At 66.3% G+C, this 17439-nt stretch carries 1 protein-coding gene; it reads left to right on the forward strand.

The annotated features are described in order from the left end of the window. The first annotated feature begins 117 nt into the window (after positions 1–117). Positions 118–17418, forward strand: coding sequence for a VCBS domain-containing protein (locus NLM15_RS16555; protein WP_254124752.1), 17301 nt, complete (start codon positions 118–120; stop codon positions 17416–17418). Positions 17419–17439 lie beyond the last annotated feature (21 nt).

Consider the following 17439-nt stretch of genomic DNA (forward strand, 5'->3'; position numbering starts at 1 on the left):
TGACGAGGATTGATCTCGTTCGTCGGTAGATGGAAGCGCGACGACAACGTCGTGTGGGTTTTGTTCGGCGGCGGGCTTTCAAACGAACTAAGCGGCTTTCTTTTAATGGAATGAACGATGCTGCATGTCGGCAGTGACGATCGGCATTTTTCGCTCTCTATTTCGCAAGAGCTTTCGATCGAAGGCGCGCCCGGTGCGTCCGCCGTCGCGGTTGAGGAAACGCATCTCCTGTTCAACGCCGCGTTGGAGCGGGCGGGCGACGACCTGAGGCTGCTCGGTGCCGACGGAAAGATTCACATCGTTGCCGGCTATTTCAAATCGGAAAATCTGCACGCGCGGCTGTCGACGGATGGCGCCAGGTTAAGCGGCGAGATCGTCGCTGTGTTAGCCGGGCCTGTCGTTCCCGGACAGTACGCTGCCAAGGATGCACCGTCGCCGGCGATGCAGGTGATCGGACACGCGGTACGGGTCGAAGGCCAGGTGACGGTGCTGCGCAACGGCGTTGTCGTGGGGCTCAACAACGGCGATGTGCTGCTCAAGGGAGACGTGGTCCAGACCGACAGCGGGGGCACGGCTGGGTTGGTTTTCAACGACGGCAGCGCGTTCCAGCTCGGCCATGGTTCACGCCTTGCATTGAGCGAATTCAAATTCGACCCGCAGGGCAGCGCCAATCTGGAAGTCTTCGATCTCATCCAGGGATCGTTCAGTTTCGCGTCCGGCAAGATTGCCGAGACGGGCGACATGCGGATTGGAACGCCGATCGGTTCGGCAAGGATTGCAGGCTCGGCCGGTGGCGGCGAGATCTCCCCCGACGATGGATCGGTCACGCTGTCCATCTTTCATCAGAACGACGGGCAGCATCAGGCGACCGCCTACGATCGGAGCGGCAATGCCATTGCAACCATCAGCAGCGAAGGCGGCAAGCTGGAGCTGAAGCCGACCGGTCCAGCTCAGATAGCAACCAGCGAGCAGGTAAAGACGGACGCCGATAGGGCTGACGAGCTGGATGCCTTGAACAACATTCTGCGGATCAAGAACCTTGCGGACCGCTATAGCAGCGACTCGCCGAACGGTGCCGGCACGCACGGTTCGTCGTCTCCTCCATCTGGCTCGTACGATCCAAGGGGTGGCGCGCCGTCGTCTCTGCCTGATGGAGTTCCCGGCCACGGCCCGCCGGTCAGCACCGGTGCGGACGTCGGCCCCCCCGTGCCCGGAGGTGGTAACGGCGGAGCCGGTACCGAAGTTGGATCGATCCCGGCGCCGCCGGTCAATGATCCGCCCTCGCTATCTTTCAATTCCGGATCGGCGCCGGTGGCCGCGCTCGAGCAAACGCCAGTCGCGATTGCGCCGGCGCTGACGCTGTCCGATCCGGACAGCCACACTTTGCTGCAGGCGACCGTCCGGATCACCGGCAACTATCAGCCGGGCGAAGACATCCTGTCGTTTACGAACACCACGCGGATCGAGGGCAGGTTCGATCCGGCCACCGGCACGCTGACGCTGACGGCGAAGGCCGGCCAGCAGCCGTCGGTTGCGGATTTTGCGGCCGCGTTGCGGGCGGTCGTCTACACCGACACCAGCGACAATCCCTCGCCGTTAACCCGCACGCTGACCATAACGGTGCAGGACCCGGACGGCATCGCTCACGGCGGGCACGACACGGCTGTCGCAACGCGCGAGCTGACGGTCAGTGCGGTCGACGATGCGCCGGTCATCGGCGCTGCGCAGACAACCGGGGCGGTGCAGGAGGATACGGCGCTCGATTCCCAGGGGCGGCTGCATGCCGACGGTGCGATCGCGTTCACGGATGTCGATCTGGCGGACGCGCATGTCGTCTCGGCCACCTTCGTCAGCTCGACCCGCCCGGGCGGGCTGGCGCTCGGGACCATGAGCGCGCATCTGTCTGCCGACACTGTCAATGGCCTCGGCGGGCAGGCGACGTGGCAATATCTCGTCGACAACGCGGACGTCCAGTTCCTGCGGGCCGGGCAGACCGTCACGGAAACCTATGCCGTGACCGTCGCTGATGGTCATGGCGGGCTGGCAAGCCGGAACGTCACCATCACGATCACCGGCAATGAGGATGCTCCCGTGCTGGCCGCTGCATCGGGAGGCACCGGGGAAGCTGCTGACGCCGCCGCGCAGCACGTCACGCTGACGGGCACCATGCCGGTGACCGATCCCGATATCGGCGACACGCTGACGGCTTCGATCGCCGGTTCGCCGGTCGTGACTCTCGATGGCCACGCCTTCGCGCTGCCGGCAGGGGCGGCGTCGCTAATCAACAATGCATTGTCATTCCATGCGGGCACCTCCAACGGCGGCACTGCCGGTATCGGCTGGACCTATGATGCGTCCGCGGCCAATTTGGATTTCCTGCGGGAGGGGCAGAGCCTGGTCCTGACCTACACGGTCGAAGTCAGCGACGGGCTCATCACGAGCAACCAGCAGACCCTGACCATCACCATCACCGGCACCAACGACGTGCCCGTGGTGACGGGCGACACCGCGGCGGTCAACGAGGCGGCCGATGCCCATGCGCAGGTCATTTCGCTGGCGGGCTCGATCTCGGCCAGCGACCGCGACGTCGGCGACACGCTGACAGCTTCGGTGGTCGGCGCGCCCGTGGTGAGCCTCGACGGGCACGCCTTCAATCTGCCGACCGGCGCGCTGGCGCTCACCGACAGTGCCGCATTTGCGATCGACTCCACTGGTCACCTGTCGACCGGCTCCGCCACGACGTTCGGCTGGAGCTACCAGCCGGCTGCGGCAGACCTCGATTTCCTGAAGCAGGGCGAGGTGCTCACGCTGACCTATGCGGTCGTGGTCGGCGACGGCACCGCGACCAGCGCCACGCAATATGTCACGATCACCATCAACGGCGCCAACGACGCGCCGGTAGCCGTCGCGCACAGCTACACGACCGACGAAGACCATGCGCTGGTGGTGCCGGGCACGGGTGTGCTTGCCGGGGCGAGCGACGTCGATGGCGATGCGCTGCACGCCATCCTCGTCAACGGTCCGGCCCACGGCACGTTGACGCTGAATGCCGACGGCTCTTTCACTTATGCGCCGGTTGGCGACTACAACGGCACCGATAGCTTTACCTACAAGGTCAACGACGGCTTCGCCGATTCCAACGTGGCGACCGTCGATATCACCGTGCAGGCGGTCAATGATCCGGCTGTGGTGTCGGGCACCAGCAGCGGCGCGGTGACGGAAGCGGGCGGCGTCAACAACGCGGTGGCGGGGACGCCGAGCGCGACCGGCACGCTGACGGACACCGACGTCGACAATCCCGCCAACACCTTCACGGCGATCGGGACCGCCACGGCGAGCGACCACGGTTACGGCACCTTCACCATGACGTCGGGCGGCGTCTGGACCTACAATCTCGACAACAGCAATAGCGCGGTTCAGGCGCTCAATGCCGGCGGGACGCTGACCGACACGTTCACGGTGACGACCGTCGACGGCACCGCGCAGGTGGTCACGATCACCATCAACGGCGCCAACGATGCTGCGGTGCTGTCGGCCAATTCAGTCAACCTGGGCGAGACCGATTCGGTGCTGTCGACCGGCGGCACGCTGACGATCCATGACGTCGACAATCCCGAAACCTTCGTGGCGCAGGCGGGCACGGTCGGGCACTACGGCACCTTCACGGTCGGTGCGAACGGCGCCTGGAGCTATGTCGCAAGTTCGGCACATAACGAATTCGTCGCCGGGCAGACCTACACCGACACGTTCTCCGTTGTGAGTTCGGATGGCACGGCTTCGTCCGTCACGATCAATATCCTCGGCAGCAACGACGCGGCTTCGATCTCGGGTACCAGCGCCGGTTCGGTGACCGAAGCAGGCGGCCTCAACAATGCGCTGGCGGGAACGCCGACCGTGACCGGCACGTTGACGGACACCGACGTCGACAATCCCGCCAACACCTTCACGGCGGTCAATGCGGGCACGGCAAGCGACAACCACTACGGCACCTTTGCCGTCACATCGACTGGGGTCTGGACCTACACGCTCGACAACAACAATGCCGCAGTTCAAGGGCTCAATGCCGGCGGCACGCTGACGGATACGTTCACGGTTACGACCGTCGACGGCACGCCGCAGGTCGTCACGATCACCATCAACGGCACCGACGATGCTGCCGTGATATCGGCGGTGACGCGCAATCTGGCTGAGACCAACGCGGCGCTGTCGACCGGCGGCACGCTGACGATCCAGGATCCCGACAGTCCGCAATCCTTCGTCGCGCAGGCCGGCACGGCCGGGCAGTACGGCACCTTCACGCTCGCCGCGGATGGCACCTGGAGCTATGTCGCGAGCTCCGCACATGACGAGTTCGTGGGCGGGCACACCTACACGGACATCTTCTCCGTCGCGAGTTCGGACGGCACCACCTCGTCCGTCACCATCAACATCCTCGGCACCGACGATCCGGCCACGATGAGTGGGACGACGACCGGTTCGGTCGTCGAGGCGGGCGGCGTCGCCAACGCGGTGCCGGGGACGCCGACCGCGACTGGCTCGCTGACGCTGTTCGATCCCGACACGTCCTCCGTCACCTTCGTGGCCGTCGCCGCGCAGACCGCCAGCACCGGTGGCTACGGCACCTACACCGTGTCCTCGGCCGGTGTTTGGCGGTACACGCTCGACAACAACAATTCCACGGTGCAGGGCCTCGCCGCCGGCGCGACGATGACCGACACCTTCTCCGTGAGGGGAAGCGACGGCAGCGCGCAGGTCGTCACCATCACGATCACGGGCGGCAACGATGCGCCTGTGCTGTCCGGCGACAATGCGGCGGCGCTGCTGCAAGGCCTTGCGACGGCCATCACCACGGCCGACCTCAGCGTCAGCGATGTCGACAACAGCGCGAGCCAGCTCACCTTCAACGTCAGCAGCACGCAACGTGGCTATGTCGCTCTGTCGAGCGCCCCCGGCGTTGCGATCACGAGCTTCACCCAGGCGCAGCTCGCCGCGGGCCAGGTGATCTTCGTCAGTGACGGCACGCTGAACCCGGCCGCGAGCTTCACCGTGTCCGCGACCGATGGCAGCCTGACCAGCGTGCCGGTGCTGGTCAATGTCGCCGTCACCAATGATTTCGTGCTGCCGGGCAACATCAACCTCGGCAGCGTCTCGGAAACCATCAACAGCCTGACCCAATCGGGCGGGACGCTGTCCGGCACCGGCACGCTGACTGACGCGAACGGGGCGACCTTCACTGGCGGCACCGAAAGCGGCAGCGGCACGACCATCGTCAACGGGCTCGCGACCTTCTTCGATGCCAATAACGAGACCTTCACGCTCGACGGTAGGACGCTCGAGCTGCACGGGTCGGGCCAAACCGGCGCTTTTTCCGGCGATACGCTGCAACTGAACAACGGCGCGGCCTTCAAGATCGATGCCGGGGTCACCTTTACCGATGCGACGACCGGCGGAAGCGCCTTCAACATCGCATCAAGCGCCGGAAGCGGAACCCTCAACGTCGCCGGCAACTACGACAAGACCGGCAGCGGCACCACGATCGTCAGCACGGCGGTCAACAATAGCGGCGTCATCGACGCCAAGGCGGGTACGCTCGATCTCGCCGGCAACGTCACCAATACCGGCACGCTGCAGGCGGACGGCGGCGGCAAGCTGCTGGTTGCGGGCAATGTCACCGGCACCGGGGCGGTCACCGTCGGCAATGGCGGCACGGTCGAATTCGGCGCGGGCGTCGCATCCGGCCAGACCATCACGTTCAACGGCGCGCTCGCCACGCTCAAGATCGATGCGCCGGCGAGCTTTGCCGGCACCATCGCGGGCTTCAGCGGCGCGACCGACGCGATCGACCTGGTCGGGATCAACTACAGTTCCGGGCAGTTCTCCCAGTCGTTCAATTCGTCGACCGGTGTTCTGCACGTCACCGACGGTACCCATACCGTCGATCTGCATTTCAGCGGACCGACCTACGGCTTCGCATTCTCGGCCGACGGCTCCGGCGGCACCGTGATCAAGCCGTCCAACGTCTACACCGTCCACAACGCCGCGGAACTCAACGCGACGCTGCTCGCCATCAGCGTGGGTGGCGGAGCTGCTGCCGCCAACACCAACTATTCGATCGAGTTCGCGGGCAACATCTCCATTGCCTCGCTCGGCGCCAATCTGACTGCGATCAATCTGGCCAGCGGCAGCCATCTCGTCATCAATGGCGCAGGCTATTCGCTTGACGGCGCAAATGCTTATCGCGGCCTGTTCGTGTTCGGCGGCAACGTCTCGATCAATAATCTGAACATCGCGCACACGCTGGCCCAGGGCGGCGCCGGCGGCGTCGAAGGCGGCGGCGGTGGTGCGGGTCTCGGTGGCGGCCTGTTCGTGGCGGCGGGGGCAGCCGTCGCGATCGATGCCGTGACGTTCACGGGCGACGCGGCCAAGGGGGGCGCCGGAGGCTACTGGGGGGGTGGTTCGAGCTCAGGCCAAGGTGGCGGCGGTGGCGGCATGGGCACCGCCGGCAGCAGCGCCTTCGCCAGTGGCAGCTATAGTGCCGGCGGCGGCACCTTCATTTACATCAAAGGCGCCCCGGGCGGTACGCTCGGTGTTAACGTCCCGGGGCACGCGAGCTATTCGCAGGCCGCTGCCGGCGGCAAACCTTCGGGCGGCAGCAGCCTTTCTCCGGGTGCGGATGGCGGGTTTGGCGGTGGCGGCGGTGGCGGTGCGAGCGCCAACCAGAACACCACAAATGTAAGAACCTTCAGCGTCGGCGGCGACGGCGGTTTCGGAGGTGGCGGCGGAGCCGCAGGCTCTTACGGCAGCGGAGCGGGAACGACGGGCGGTGCCGGCGGCTTCGGTGGCGGCGGCGGGCGCAGTACCGCCGGCGCGGGCGGTGCTGGCGGGTTCGGCGGCGGTGCTGGCGGAAGCCGCGATCAGTTTGGGTTTGCCGGTGGCGGCGGCGGCCTCGGCGCCGGCGGTGCCGTGTTCGTGCAGGAAGGCGGCTCGCTGACGATTGCCGGCAGTTCGGTCTCCGGCAATTCGGCTACGGGAGGGCTGGGCAGCCGCGGCGGAGGCGACGGACAGGCGCTCGGCTCCGGCATCTTCATCCAGGGCAACCAGAGCATCACGTTCGCGCCGTCTGCGGGCGAGGACGCCGTCATTGCCGATACGATCGCCGACCAGGGCGGCAATGGCGGCAGTGGCCACGTCGACATTGGCGGCGCGGGCACGGTGCATTTCGCCGGTGCCAACAGCTATGTCGGCGGCACCACCATCGCTAGCGGCAGCACGCTCGAGGTCGAGGCCGGCGGCAGCGCCGGCACCGGCGCCATCATCGACAACGGCACGCTGCGGTTCGAGGCGCCGGGTACGATCGTGAACGCGATCACGGACAACGGCGCGGTTACCCTCGACCACGATGGCACGTTCGAATTCCAGGCCGCCGTGACCGGAACGGGCACGTTCAATTTCGGCCAAGGTCATATCATCACCGCCGTGTTCGACACCGGCGTCCCCGCCGTCACTCTCAAGGGCTTCGACGTCGGGGATACCATCGATCTCAGGTCGGTTGTCGCGACCTCCTTCACGATCGATGCGAACAACGTCATGACGCTGAAGAATGTCAGCGGCACTGCGGTGGCGACGCTGCATTTCGACCCGGCGCAGCATTTCGATCTCAACCTTGCCCTGGTCGCGGACGGCAATGGCGGCACCAACATCCGCCTGGCGCAGACCAGCTTCACGGTGAGCACCGCGGCCGAGCTCAACGCCGCACTGACGGCGATGAGCTCGGGCGGCAACGCCTATGGCGCGAATCTCAACTACGTCATCCATTTCGCCGGCAATATTTCGCTGGCGTCGCTGAGCTCGGATCTTGCCGCCATCAATCTCGCCAGCGGCAGCAAATTGACGGTCGATGGCGCCGGCTTCACGCTCGACGGCGCCAACACCCACCGCGGCTTCTTCGAATATGCCGGCACCGTCACGTTCAAGGACATGACGATTGCGCACACGCTGGCGCAGGGTGGCGCCGGCGCCATCGGCGGTGGCGGCGGCGGCGCCGGACTTGGTGGCGGCCTGTTCGTCGCGGCCGGTGCCACGGCGACGATCGCCAACGTGACCTTCCTCTACAACGCCGCCCGGGGCGGCAACGGCGGCGGCGTGAACCCGGCCGGCAGGATTTATCAAGGTGGTGGTGGCGGCGGCGGCATGGGGATCAATGGTGCCCCTGGCTCGACGACCGGGGTGCAACATTTCTATAGCATCGGAAGCCACGTCGGCTACACCGGCTGGGGCTATGCGGGCGGCGCCGGCGGCGGCCTCGGCCTGTCGAATCTTCCGGGCGGAGGCGGGGCCGGGGCGACGTCGTATCGCGGATCGTCCCCGGCCTCCGGCACCTTTGGCGGTGGTGGCGGCGGCGGTAACGCCTATCTCGCCTCCCGGAAAGCCGGAACCATCGGTGCACAGGGCGGCTTCGGCGGCGGCGGCGGTGCTGGTGGCGGCTTCAACACGAACACCAACAGCTACGGCAACGGCGAGAACGCCGCCGGCGGCAATGGCGGCTTCGGCGGCGGCGGTGGCGGCGGCGGCCTCCGCGGTTGGTTCGGCATCGGGGGATTTGGCGCGGGCAATGGCGGCGTCTCCTTCGCCTATCGTGCCGGCGGGTATTACCAGTCAAAGATCGGCAATGTCGGTGGCGGCGGGCTTGGTGCCGGCGGTGGCATCTTCGTCCAGGAGGGGGGCACGCTGATCCTCGAAAGCGGATCGCTGTCCGGCGGCTCCGTGGCCGGAGGCGCTGCGGGTGCCATCCAGGCGGCTCATCAGTTGTACTCTATGCCTGGCGCCGGGCAGGGGCTCGGCAGTGGCATCTTCCTCCAGGGCAACCAGTCGATCGTTCTCGCGCCGGCGTCCGGAGACGCGATCACGATTGCCGGTGGGATCGCCGACCAGGGCGGCAATGGCGGCAGCGTCGCGATCGAGATCAAGGGGCCGGGTACCGTCGAGTTCGACGGCGCCAATTCCTATGTCGGCGGCACGACGATCGATGCCGGCGCCAAGCTCACGCTCGGTGGGCAGGGGACCTTCGGCAGCGGAGCGGTGGTCGACAATGGCGACATCGTCATTGCCCATTCCGGCACGTTCGGCAATACGTTCACCGGGAGCGGCGACCTCGGGCTCGGCGCCCAGATCATCACCGTCACCTTCACCGCCTCCGTCTCGCTCGGTGGCTCGCTCGATCTCGGCAATGGTGACAATGTCGCCATCTTCCAGGGCGGGCTGTCTGGCCTTCAATCGATCAATTTCGGTACGGGGATGCAGACCCTGTCCGTCACAGGCGCGATGCCGAGCGCGGTCGTCCACGGTTTCGGCGTCGGCGACACGATCGATCTTGCGACGATCAGCGCGACCGGCATCGGCAGCTTCGTCAATAACGTCCTGACGCTGACCGGGCCCGGCGGCACGACGGTTGCGACCATCCACTTCGATCCAGCCCAGCAGAATATCGCGCCGCACGGATTCCTGCTGGTGCCCGATGGTGCCGGCGGCACCGATGTCATCCTCAACGAGGCTCCGGTCTATCGCGTGTCGACCGCGGCGCAGCTCGCCCGCGCGATCAACGAGATCAGCGTCGGCGGCGTGTTCTCCGCCACCAACCAGAACTACGAGATCGATATCGTCGGCAGCTTCACGCTGGACGGCGCTCTGCCCGACATCAATCTCGCCAGCGGCGACACGCTGACGATCCATGGCCTCGGCCATGAGATCGACGGCGCTGCCACCTATTCCGGCTTCGTCCTGCAATCCGGCGACGTGACGATCGATCACCTGACCGTCGCCGACTTTGTCCGGCACGGCGGTGACGGGTCGTCACCGGGAACTGCGTCGAAGTATGGCGGCGGCGGTGGTGGACTCGGTGCGGGCGGCGCGCTGTTCATAGGCGCCGGCAGCTCGGCGACACTGACCGATGTCGCTTTCACCGACAATCACGTCTTCGGCGGAAATGGCGGTCAGGGCGGCATCTACGCACCGAGCGTGCCGAATGGCGACCAGGGTGTTACAACGGGAGGCGCATCGAGCCCGGGCCAGCTGGGATTCGGCTATGGCGGGGCGGGTGGTCATTTCACCGCTAACGGAGGCGGCGGCAGTTTCGGCGGTGGCGGTGGCGGTGGCGGCGGCGGACGTAGTCCGGTCACATCCTTTCCGCCCGGCGGTGGCGGCGCCGGCGGCTACGGCGCCGGCATGGGCGGCACTGGAACCTCTGGTGGCGGAGGCGGCGGCGGCGGTGGTGGCGGCGGCGCGGGCCTCGGCGGCGCGGTCTTCGTCGCCTCCGGCGGTGCACTGAATATCACCGACTGGACCTTCTCCAACAATGGTGCAACGGGCGGCGCCGGCGGCAGCAGTCTATGGGGCACCAGCGGTACGGCGGGCCAGGGCATCGGCAACGATCTCTTCAACTACGGCGGTACGATCGGCCTGACGTCCAACGCCGGACAGACACTCACGATCGATCAGTTCGTCGCCGGCACCCAAGGCACGTTCAATATTCAGGGCGCCGGCGCGGTCGTGCTGGCGCAGGGCATCGGAACGAATGTCCTCAACATAACCGGCGCCGGCGACGTCACCGTCCTCACCAGGATCACGGCCAGTGCCATCAACGTCTCTGGCTCCGGTGATGTGCTGTTGCGGGGCGCATTCTACGGCAGCGAGGTCTTCACCCACACCGGTAGCGGCACGCTGACAGTCGAGCCGATCTACAACGTCTCGACGACGGACCAACTGGTCGCCACGATCCAGACCGTCAACTCCAATCCTGTCTCGAACCTGTCCGTCGAATACGTGATCAATCTCGACGGAGACATTCCGCTGGTGGCGGGACTGGCGAAGCTTACCCTCGTCGCCGGGGATACGATCACGGTGAATACCGCGGGCCATACCCTGGACGGCGCCGTCAACGGCGCCGGCGGCGGATTCAGTTTTGTGGCAGGTGTGTCCGGCGGAAACGCCCTGCTGGTCGGAAATGCGATCCCCACGTTCGACGTTGCAAGCGTTGCGGAGCTGACGACAGCCTTCAATGCCATCAATGTCGGAGGTTTCTTCTCCTCGCCGAACATCAACTACGTCATCAATCTCGAGGGAGACACCGCGCTCGGCAGCCTGTCGGCGGGCATGCTGAATTTTGCCGCCGGCGATACGCTCACCATCAATACCAACGGGCACACGCTGAACGGCGCCGTCAACGGCAATGGTCCGGCTTTCACCTTCGCGACCGGCGCGTCCATGGGCACGCCGGCCTTCACCGGCCATCCCATCGCGACCTTCACCGTCGGCACGATGGCGGAATTCAATGCGGCGATCGCGGCCATCAATCCCGGCGGCTTCTACTACGGCACGAACATCGACTACGAGATCGACCTGACCGCCGATCTGAAGCTGAACGGCAACATGGCGGCGCTTTTTCTTGCCGCCGGCGACACGCTCACCATCAAGGGTGGCGGCCACACCATCGACGGTTCGGTCAATGGCACGGCGACCTATTCCGGGTTCGATCTTGAATCCGGCAATCTGGTGCTCAGCCAGCTGACGATCGAAGGCACCCTTGCACATGGTCACGACGGCGGGTCCGTTGCCCACGCCTATGCCGGCGCCGGCGGCGGCGGTGCCGGACTGGGCGGCGGCCTCTTCATTGGTGCAGGTGCGTCCGCGACGCTCGACGGCGTGGCGTTCACCGGCAACTCTGCGATCGGTGGCGCCGGTGGCAATGGCGGCGCCGCCGGAGGCTACAATGGCTACGTCGGCGGCGGCGGGCCGGGGAGCCCTGTGAGCGGATTCGGCATCGGCGGCGCGGGCGGTTGGGGGCGCCAGCCGGCCTTCTACGCGCACTCGCGAAGCAACGGTCTGGCCGGCTCATTTGGCGGCGGTGGTGGTGGCGGGGCCAGCGTTTACAGGGTTATCACCCGCAGTCCACCTTTCTTCGGCGGCGACCTTTATGCAGGCCTCGGCGGCAGCGGCGGTTATGGCGCGGGCAGCGGCGGCGGCGGCGGGGTAAGGGTTGCGTCCGGAGGTGGTGGCGGCGGCGCCGGTCTTGGCGGCGGCGTTTTCGTTGCGTCCGGCGGATCCTTGACGATCCAGAGTGGTTCGATCGGCGGCAATACCGCGGTCGGCGGTCTCGGCGGTGCATCCACGACCGCTGCCGGCGGAAACGGGCAGGGCATCGGTTCGGGTCTCTTCGCGGCCTCGCAGAACGTCACCCTTGCGCCGCTGCTGGGTAACACGCTGACCATCTCGGACACGATCGCAGGTGGAGGCGTCGGCGTCATCCATGTCGCGGGCGCCGGCAACGTCACGCTGTCGGGCGCCATCACCGGCACGACGATCGACATCTCCAACACCGGCACGGTGTCGCTGACGGCGGGCGATCTCGTCAACGATTCCTTCTCGCTGTCGGGCTCGGCGCACTACACGCTGGCGAACAAGATCACGGGCGGCGGCACCATCAGTGCGTCCGGCACGTCGGTGCTGACGATCACCGGCATGAACCTGCTGACCGGCGGCATGGTGCTGAGCGGCAACAGCACGATCGATCTCACCTCGGTGAATTCGATCGGCAGCGGCATCATCACCTTCGTCCCCAATTCGGGCGCGACGCTGATCCTCGAAGCGGGCGTGACGCTGTCCAACCAGATCAACGGCTTCAACCCGGGCGATACAATCAAGCTGGTCGGTTTTGCCGCAAATGCGACGGCCACGATGGGCGCGGGCAACGTCCTGACCGTGACCGATGGCGTTCATTCAGTCGATCTGCATCTCAATCCCGGCGTCGATTTTTCCCTTTTCCAGTTCGACGTCACGGCCTACAGCGGCGGCGTGATGCTGACCGATCGCGTGCCGTTCGGGATCACCGGCCTGGTCGGCCAGCCGGTCTATGGCAGCGGCGTCGAGCTGCGCGGCACGGCGGCTCCGGGCTCCACGGTCACGATCATCGCCAATGGCGGCACGACCGTGCTCGGCACCGGCATCGTCGACGCCAACGGCAACTTCGATCTCATCACCTCGCCGCTCGCCGACGGCTTCTACACGTTCCAGGCGGTTTCGCAGACGGGAACGTCGTCGCAGCTCTCCGCCGGATTCGCGGTCACGGTGCTTCCGAGCGCACCTGTCATCACGACGCAGATCGGCCATCCGCTCAACGGCGACACCGTCGAGCTGAAGGGCACGGCACTGCCCAACCAGATCATCAAGCTGTATCTCGACGGCAGCTCGACCGTGTTCGCGACCGGCGTCGCCGATGCCAATGGCAATTTCGACATCGTCACGCCGGCGCTGACCGACGGCGTCCATACCATCCGGGCAACCGAGACCGACAGCCTGGGCCTGGTAAGCCCGCTGTCGGCCGGCTTCATCGTCAACGTCAATCCGACTGCCCCCACGATCACCGCGCTGGTCAACAACCCCTTCAATGGCGGGCCGATCGAGGTGAAGGGCACGGGCGAGCCCAATCACGCCATCCAGATCTTTGCCGACGGTGGTACGACGGTGATCGGCACCGGCACCACCAACGCCAGCGGCCAGTTCGACATCGTGACCTCGGCGGGACTGAGCAACGGGGTCCACACGCTGACGGCGGTCGTCGTGACGTCGAACCTGCCAAGCACGGCATCGAACGGTCTCTCCATCACTGTCGTTCCGTCGGCGCCGGCCATCACCACGCTGGTCGGCCAGCCCGACAATGACGGCACCATCGAGGTCAAGGGCACGGGCCAGCCGAACCAGAGCGTCACACTCTACGCCGATGGTGGCACGACGCCGGTCGGAACCGGTGTCATCGACGCCACCGGACATTTCGACATCACGACGACGGTGACATTCGCCGACGGCGTGCACCGCCTGACCGCGACGGCGACCGATGCCGCGAACCTCGTCAGTCCGGTGTCGTCGCAATTCACCGTGAACGTGATCCCGGATACGCCGGTCATCTCGGCGGTGCTTCCCGTTTCCGGCACCTCGCAGCGCATCGAGGTGCAGGGCACCGGCGAGGTCGGCGAGACCATCAAGCTGTTCGCCGACGGCAGCACGACGGTGCTGGCCAGCGGCGTGGTCGATGCGACAGGCCATTTCGACATCTTCGCCAACATTCTCGGCGGCGCGCATATCATCCGTGCCACCGAAACCAACGCCGCCAACCTCGTCAGCCTGATCTCCTCGGGCGTGTCGGTCAACGTCACGCCGAATGCGCCGGCGATCACCGCGCTGGTGGGCCAGCCCATCAACGGCACCACCGTGACCGTGAAGGGAACCGCCCAGCACGTCGGCGGCACCATCACGCTTTACGCCGACGGCGGCACGACGGCGGTCGGAACCGGCACGGTTGCCGCCAACGGCACGTTCTCGATCACGACCACCGTGACGTTTGCAGACGCCATTCACACTTTTACCGCGACGGAGACCGACGACGGTATGGCGAGCGGCCTGTCGCCTGCATTCACCGTCAACGTCAACCCGATCGCGCCGACGATCACGGCGCAGATCGGAACAACGGTGGAGGGCGGCGCGCTCGAGTTCGTCGGCACGGGCGAAGTAGGCAACATCGTGACGATCACCCTCGGCGGCGTCACCATCGGTTCGGGAATCGTCGATGCCACCGGGCATTTCGACATCACGACCATCTCCGGCCTGAACCCCGGCGTCCAGGCCGTGTCGGTGACAGAGACCAATGCGGATCATCTCACCAGCACGGCATCGGGCTTCGTGGCAACGGTTGCGCCGGTCGCGCCGGTCATCACATCGGTGGTTTCGGTCGACGATCCCGGCGGACGCGTCGAGGCTTTCGGCACCGGCAAGGCCGGTGACATCATCACGCTGTATGCGGATGGCGGCACGACTGCGATCGGCTCGGGCACGGTGGACCAGACCGGCCACTTCGCGATCTATTCGACCAACGGCCTTGCGCTCGGCGCCGGCGCTCACACGATCACGGCGACGCAGACGCTGGTGAACGGCGCGGGCTCGGCGACCAGCGCCGCGTCGACGGCCTCCAATGTGAACGTTGCGACGACCGCCACCAGCTTCACGATCACAACGGCCGCGGAGCTCGCCGCCGACATCGCAGCGATCGATCTGACCGGCGCATATTCACACGTCAACACGCACTACACGTTCAACATCGTCGGCGACCTCGTCCTGAGCACACAGCTCGCTGCGTTCAATCTCGCCTCTGGCGATACGCTGACGATCCATGGCAATGGGCATACCCTGGACGCCCACGGACTTCCCGGCCTGTTCGTCTATTCCGGCACGATCGACATCGACAATCTCAGCGTCATCAATGCGGTTGCCAGAGGTGGCGACTCCACCAGCGGTGGCGGAGGCGGCGCGGGACTTGGCGGCGGCCTCTTCATCGCCTCGGGCGGCGCGGTCACGCTCGACAATGTCAGCTTTGCACATGATCGGGCGGTCGGCGGCAATGGAAGCTATTTCAATGGCTATTCCGCCAGCGGCGGCGGCGGCATGGGCGGCGCTGGCAACGTCAATGGCGGCGGCGGCATCGGCCTCGCGGCGTCGGGCGGGAGCTATTTTGGCTACGTGCCCGGTCGCGGCATCGTTATCGGCGCGGCGGCCGGTGGCGGTGCTGGAGGTACCGATGGTGGCGGCGGCGTCACTGGCACCAGTCCGTGGGGCTCCGGTCGCTACGGCTATGTCGGCGGCGCTGGTGGCGGCATCGGTGGTGGCGCGGGGTCCGCCACGTCGGGCGGCGCCGGTGGTTTTGGCGGTGGTGGTGGCGGCGGCGTCGTCAGCCCTGTGGATCTCACGGGCGGCGCCGGAGGTGCCGGCGGGTTCGGCGGTGGTGGCGGCGCTGGGCTGCGGGGTGCGGGCGGCGCCGGCGGGTTCGGTGGTGGCGGCGGTGCCGGCTATTGGGGCTACGCGAATGGCGCCGGCGGTTTCGGCGGCGGGCAAGGCAACTATCAATCGGGCGGCGGCGGACTCGGCGCCGGCGGCGCGATCTTCGTCCAGGAAGGCGGCTCGCTGACCTTCGGCGGCAGCGGTGGCACCCACGACAACAGCGTCGCCGGTGGTTCGGGCTCGAATGTCGGCCACAATTCCGGATCGGGCCTCGGCAGCGGCATCTTCCTCCAGGGCAACCAGACCATCACTTTCGCTCCCGATGCGGGGCAGATCATCGCGATCAGCGACGCGATCGCCGATATGACCGGCTCGCACGATGCCAGTGGCCAGACCGGCGCGGGACATCTGGTCCTCGATGGCGACGGAACGCTGGTGCTGGGAACGGCGAACACGTTCACCGGCGGCATCACGATCGAGAACGGCACGCTCGACCTCACCGCGAGCGGCGCGGCCGGCTCCGGCGCGATCGACTTCTCGGCGGCGGGCCATGCGGCGCTGGAATTCAGCGCCGCGAACGCGCCCGTCAACGCGATCGCGCATTTCGGCACGCGCGACCAGATCATCGTCGACGGCTTCCACGCCACGAGTGAAACGTTCATCAATGGCGTTCTGGTTCTGAGCGGCGCGAGCGGATCGGTCAGCCTTACGGTCAGCGGCGATGACATCGCTTCGCTGTCGGACTTCCATTTCGCCTACGACTCCGCGGCCAACACCACGACCATCACCGCCGGGCCGGATCGATCGGGCAACGACGTGATCCATTACGGTGTCGGCGCGCAAAGCCTCACCGGGGGGACGGGGGACGACGTGTTCTTCTTCCGCGCCAGCGACCTTGCCGCAGGCGTCACCGACAAGATCACCGACTTGTCCTGGGCAACCGGCAGCAGCGAGCACGACCGCATCCATCTCGAAGGCGTCGATCCCAATGCGGTGTCGGTCTCGACCGTCAATGGCGGCCACGACACCGACATCGCGATTTCCGTCGCCGGCGGCACGGCGCACATTCTGGTGCAGGGCGTCGGTTCGGGGCCGCTGCAAATCGAGTTCCAGAACACGACGCCGACGGATGATGCGCATTTGAATACGCTGCTGACGCCGTCGACGGTAAATGAGATCGTCGCAAGTTTCTATTTCGGCGCCAATCCGCCCTATGCCAAATCTCTGGTCAGTTATGGCGCTGATGGCGCGGTCATCGCTCAGGATGTCACCAACAATGACGGATCGCACCTGGTGACCGTGCAGGGGGACAACGCTGCGCTGACGGCGTCAGCGGCGAACGATACGTTCGTGTTCCAGTTCAATTCGCAGGCGGCCGCCACGGCTACCATCGGCAATTTCGACGTGGCGCATGACGTCCTGCAACTCAGCCAGTCGGTTTACGCGGACGCGGCGGCAGCGCTTGCTGCGATCACCGCCGATCCGCACAACGCCGGCAACCCGGCCGATACCGTCATCGCGCTGGACGCGCTTCACTCGGTCACGTTGACCGGTGTCAACCCAAACCTGCTGCAGCAGCGGGATTTTCTGGTAGTCTAGTCACGAATCCCCAGTCAGGTT

Origin of the sequence: Bradyrhizobium sp. CCGB20 (assembly GCF_024199855.1) — a bacterium.
GTDB lineage: Bacteria > Pseudomonadota > Alphaproteobacteria > Rhizobiales > Xanthobacteraceae > Bradyrhizobium.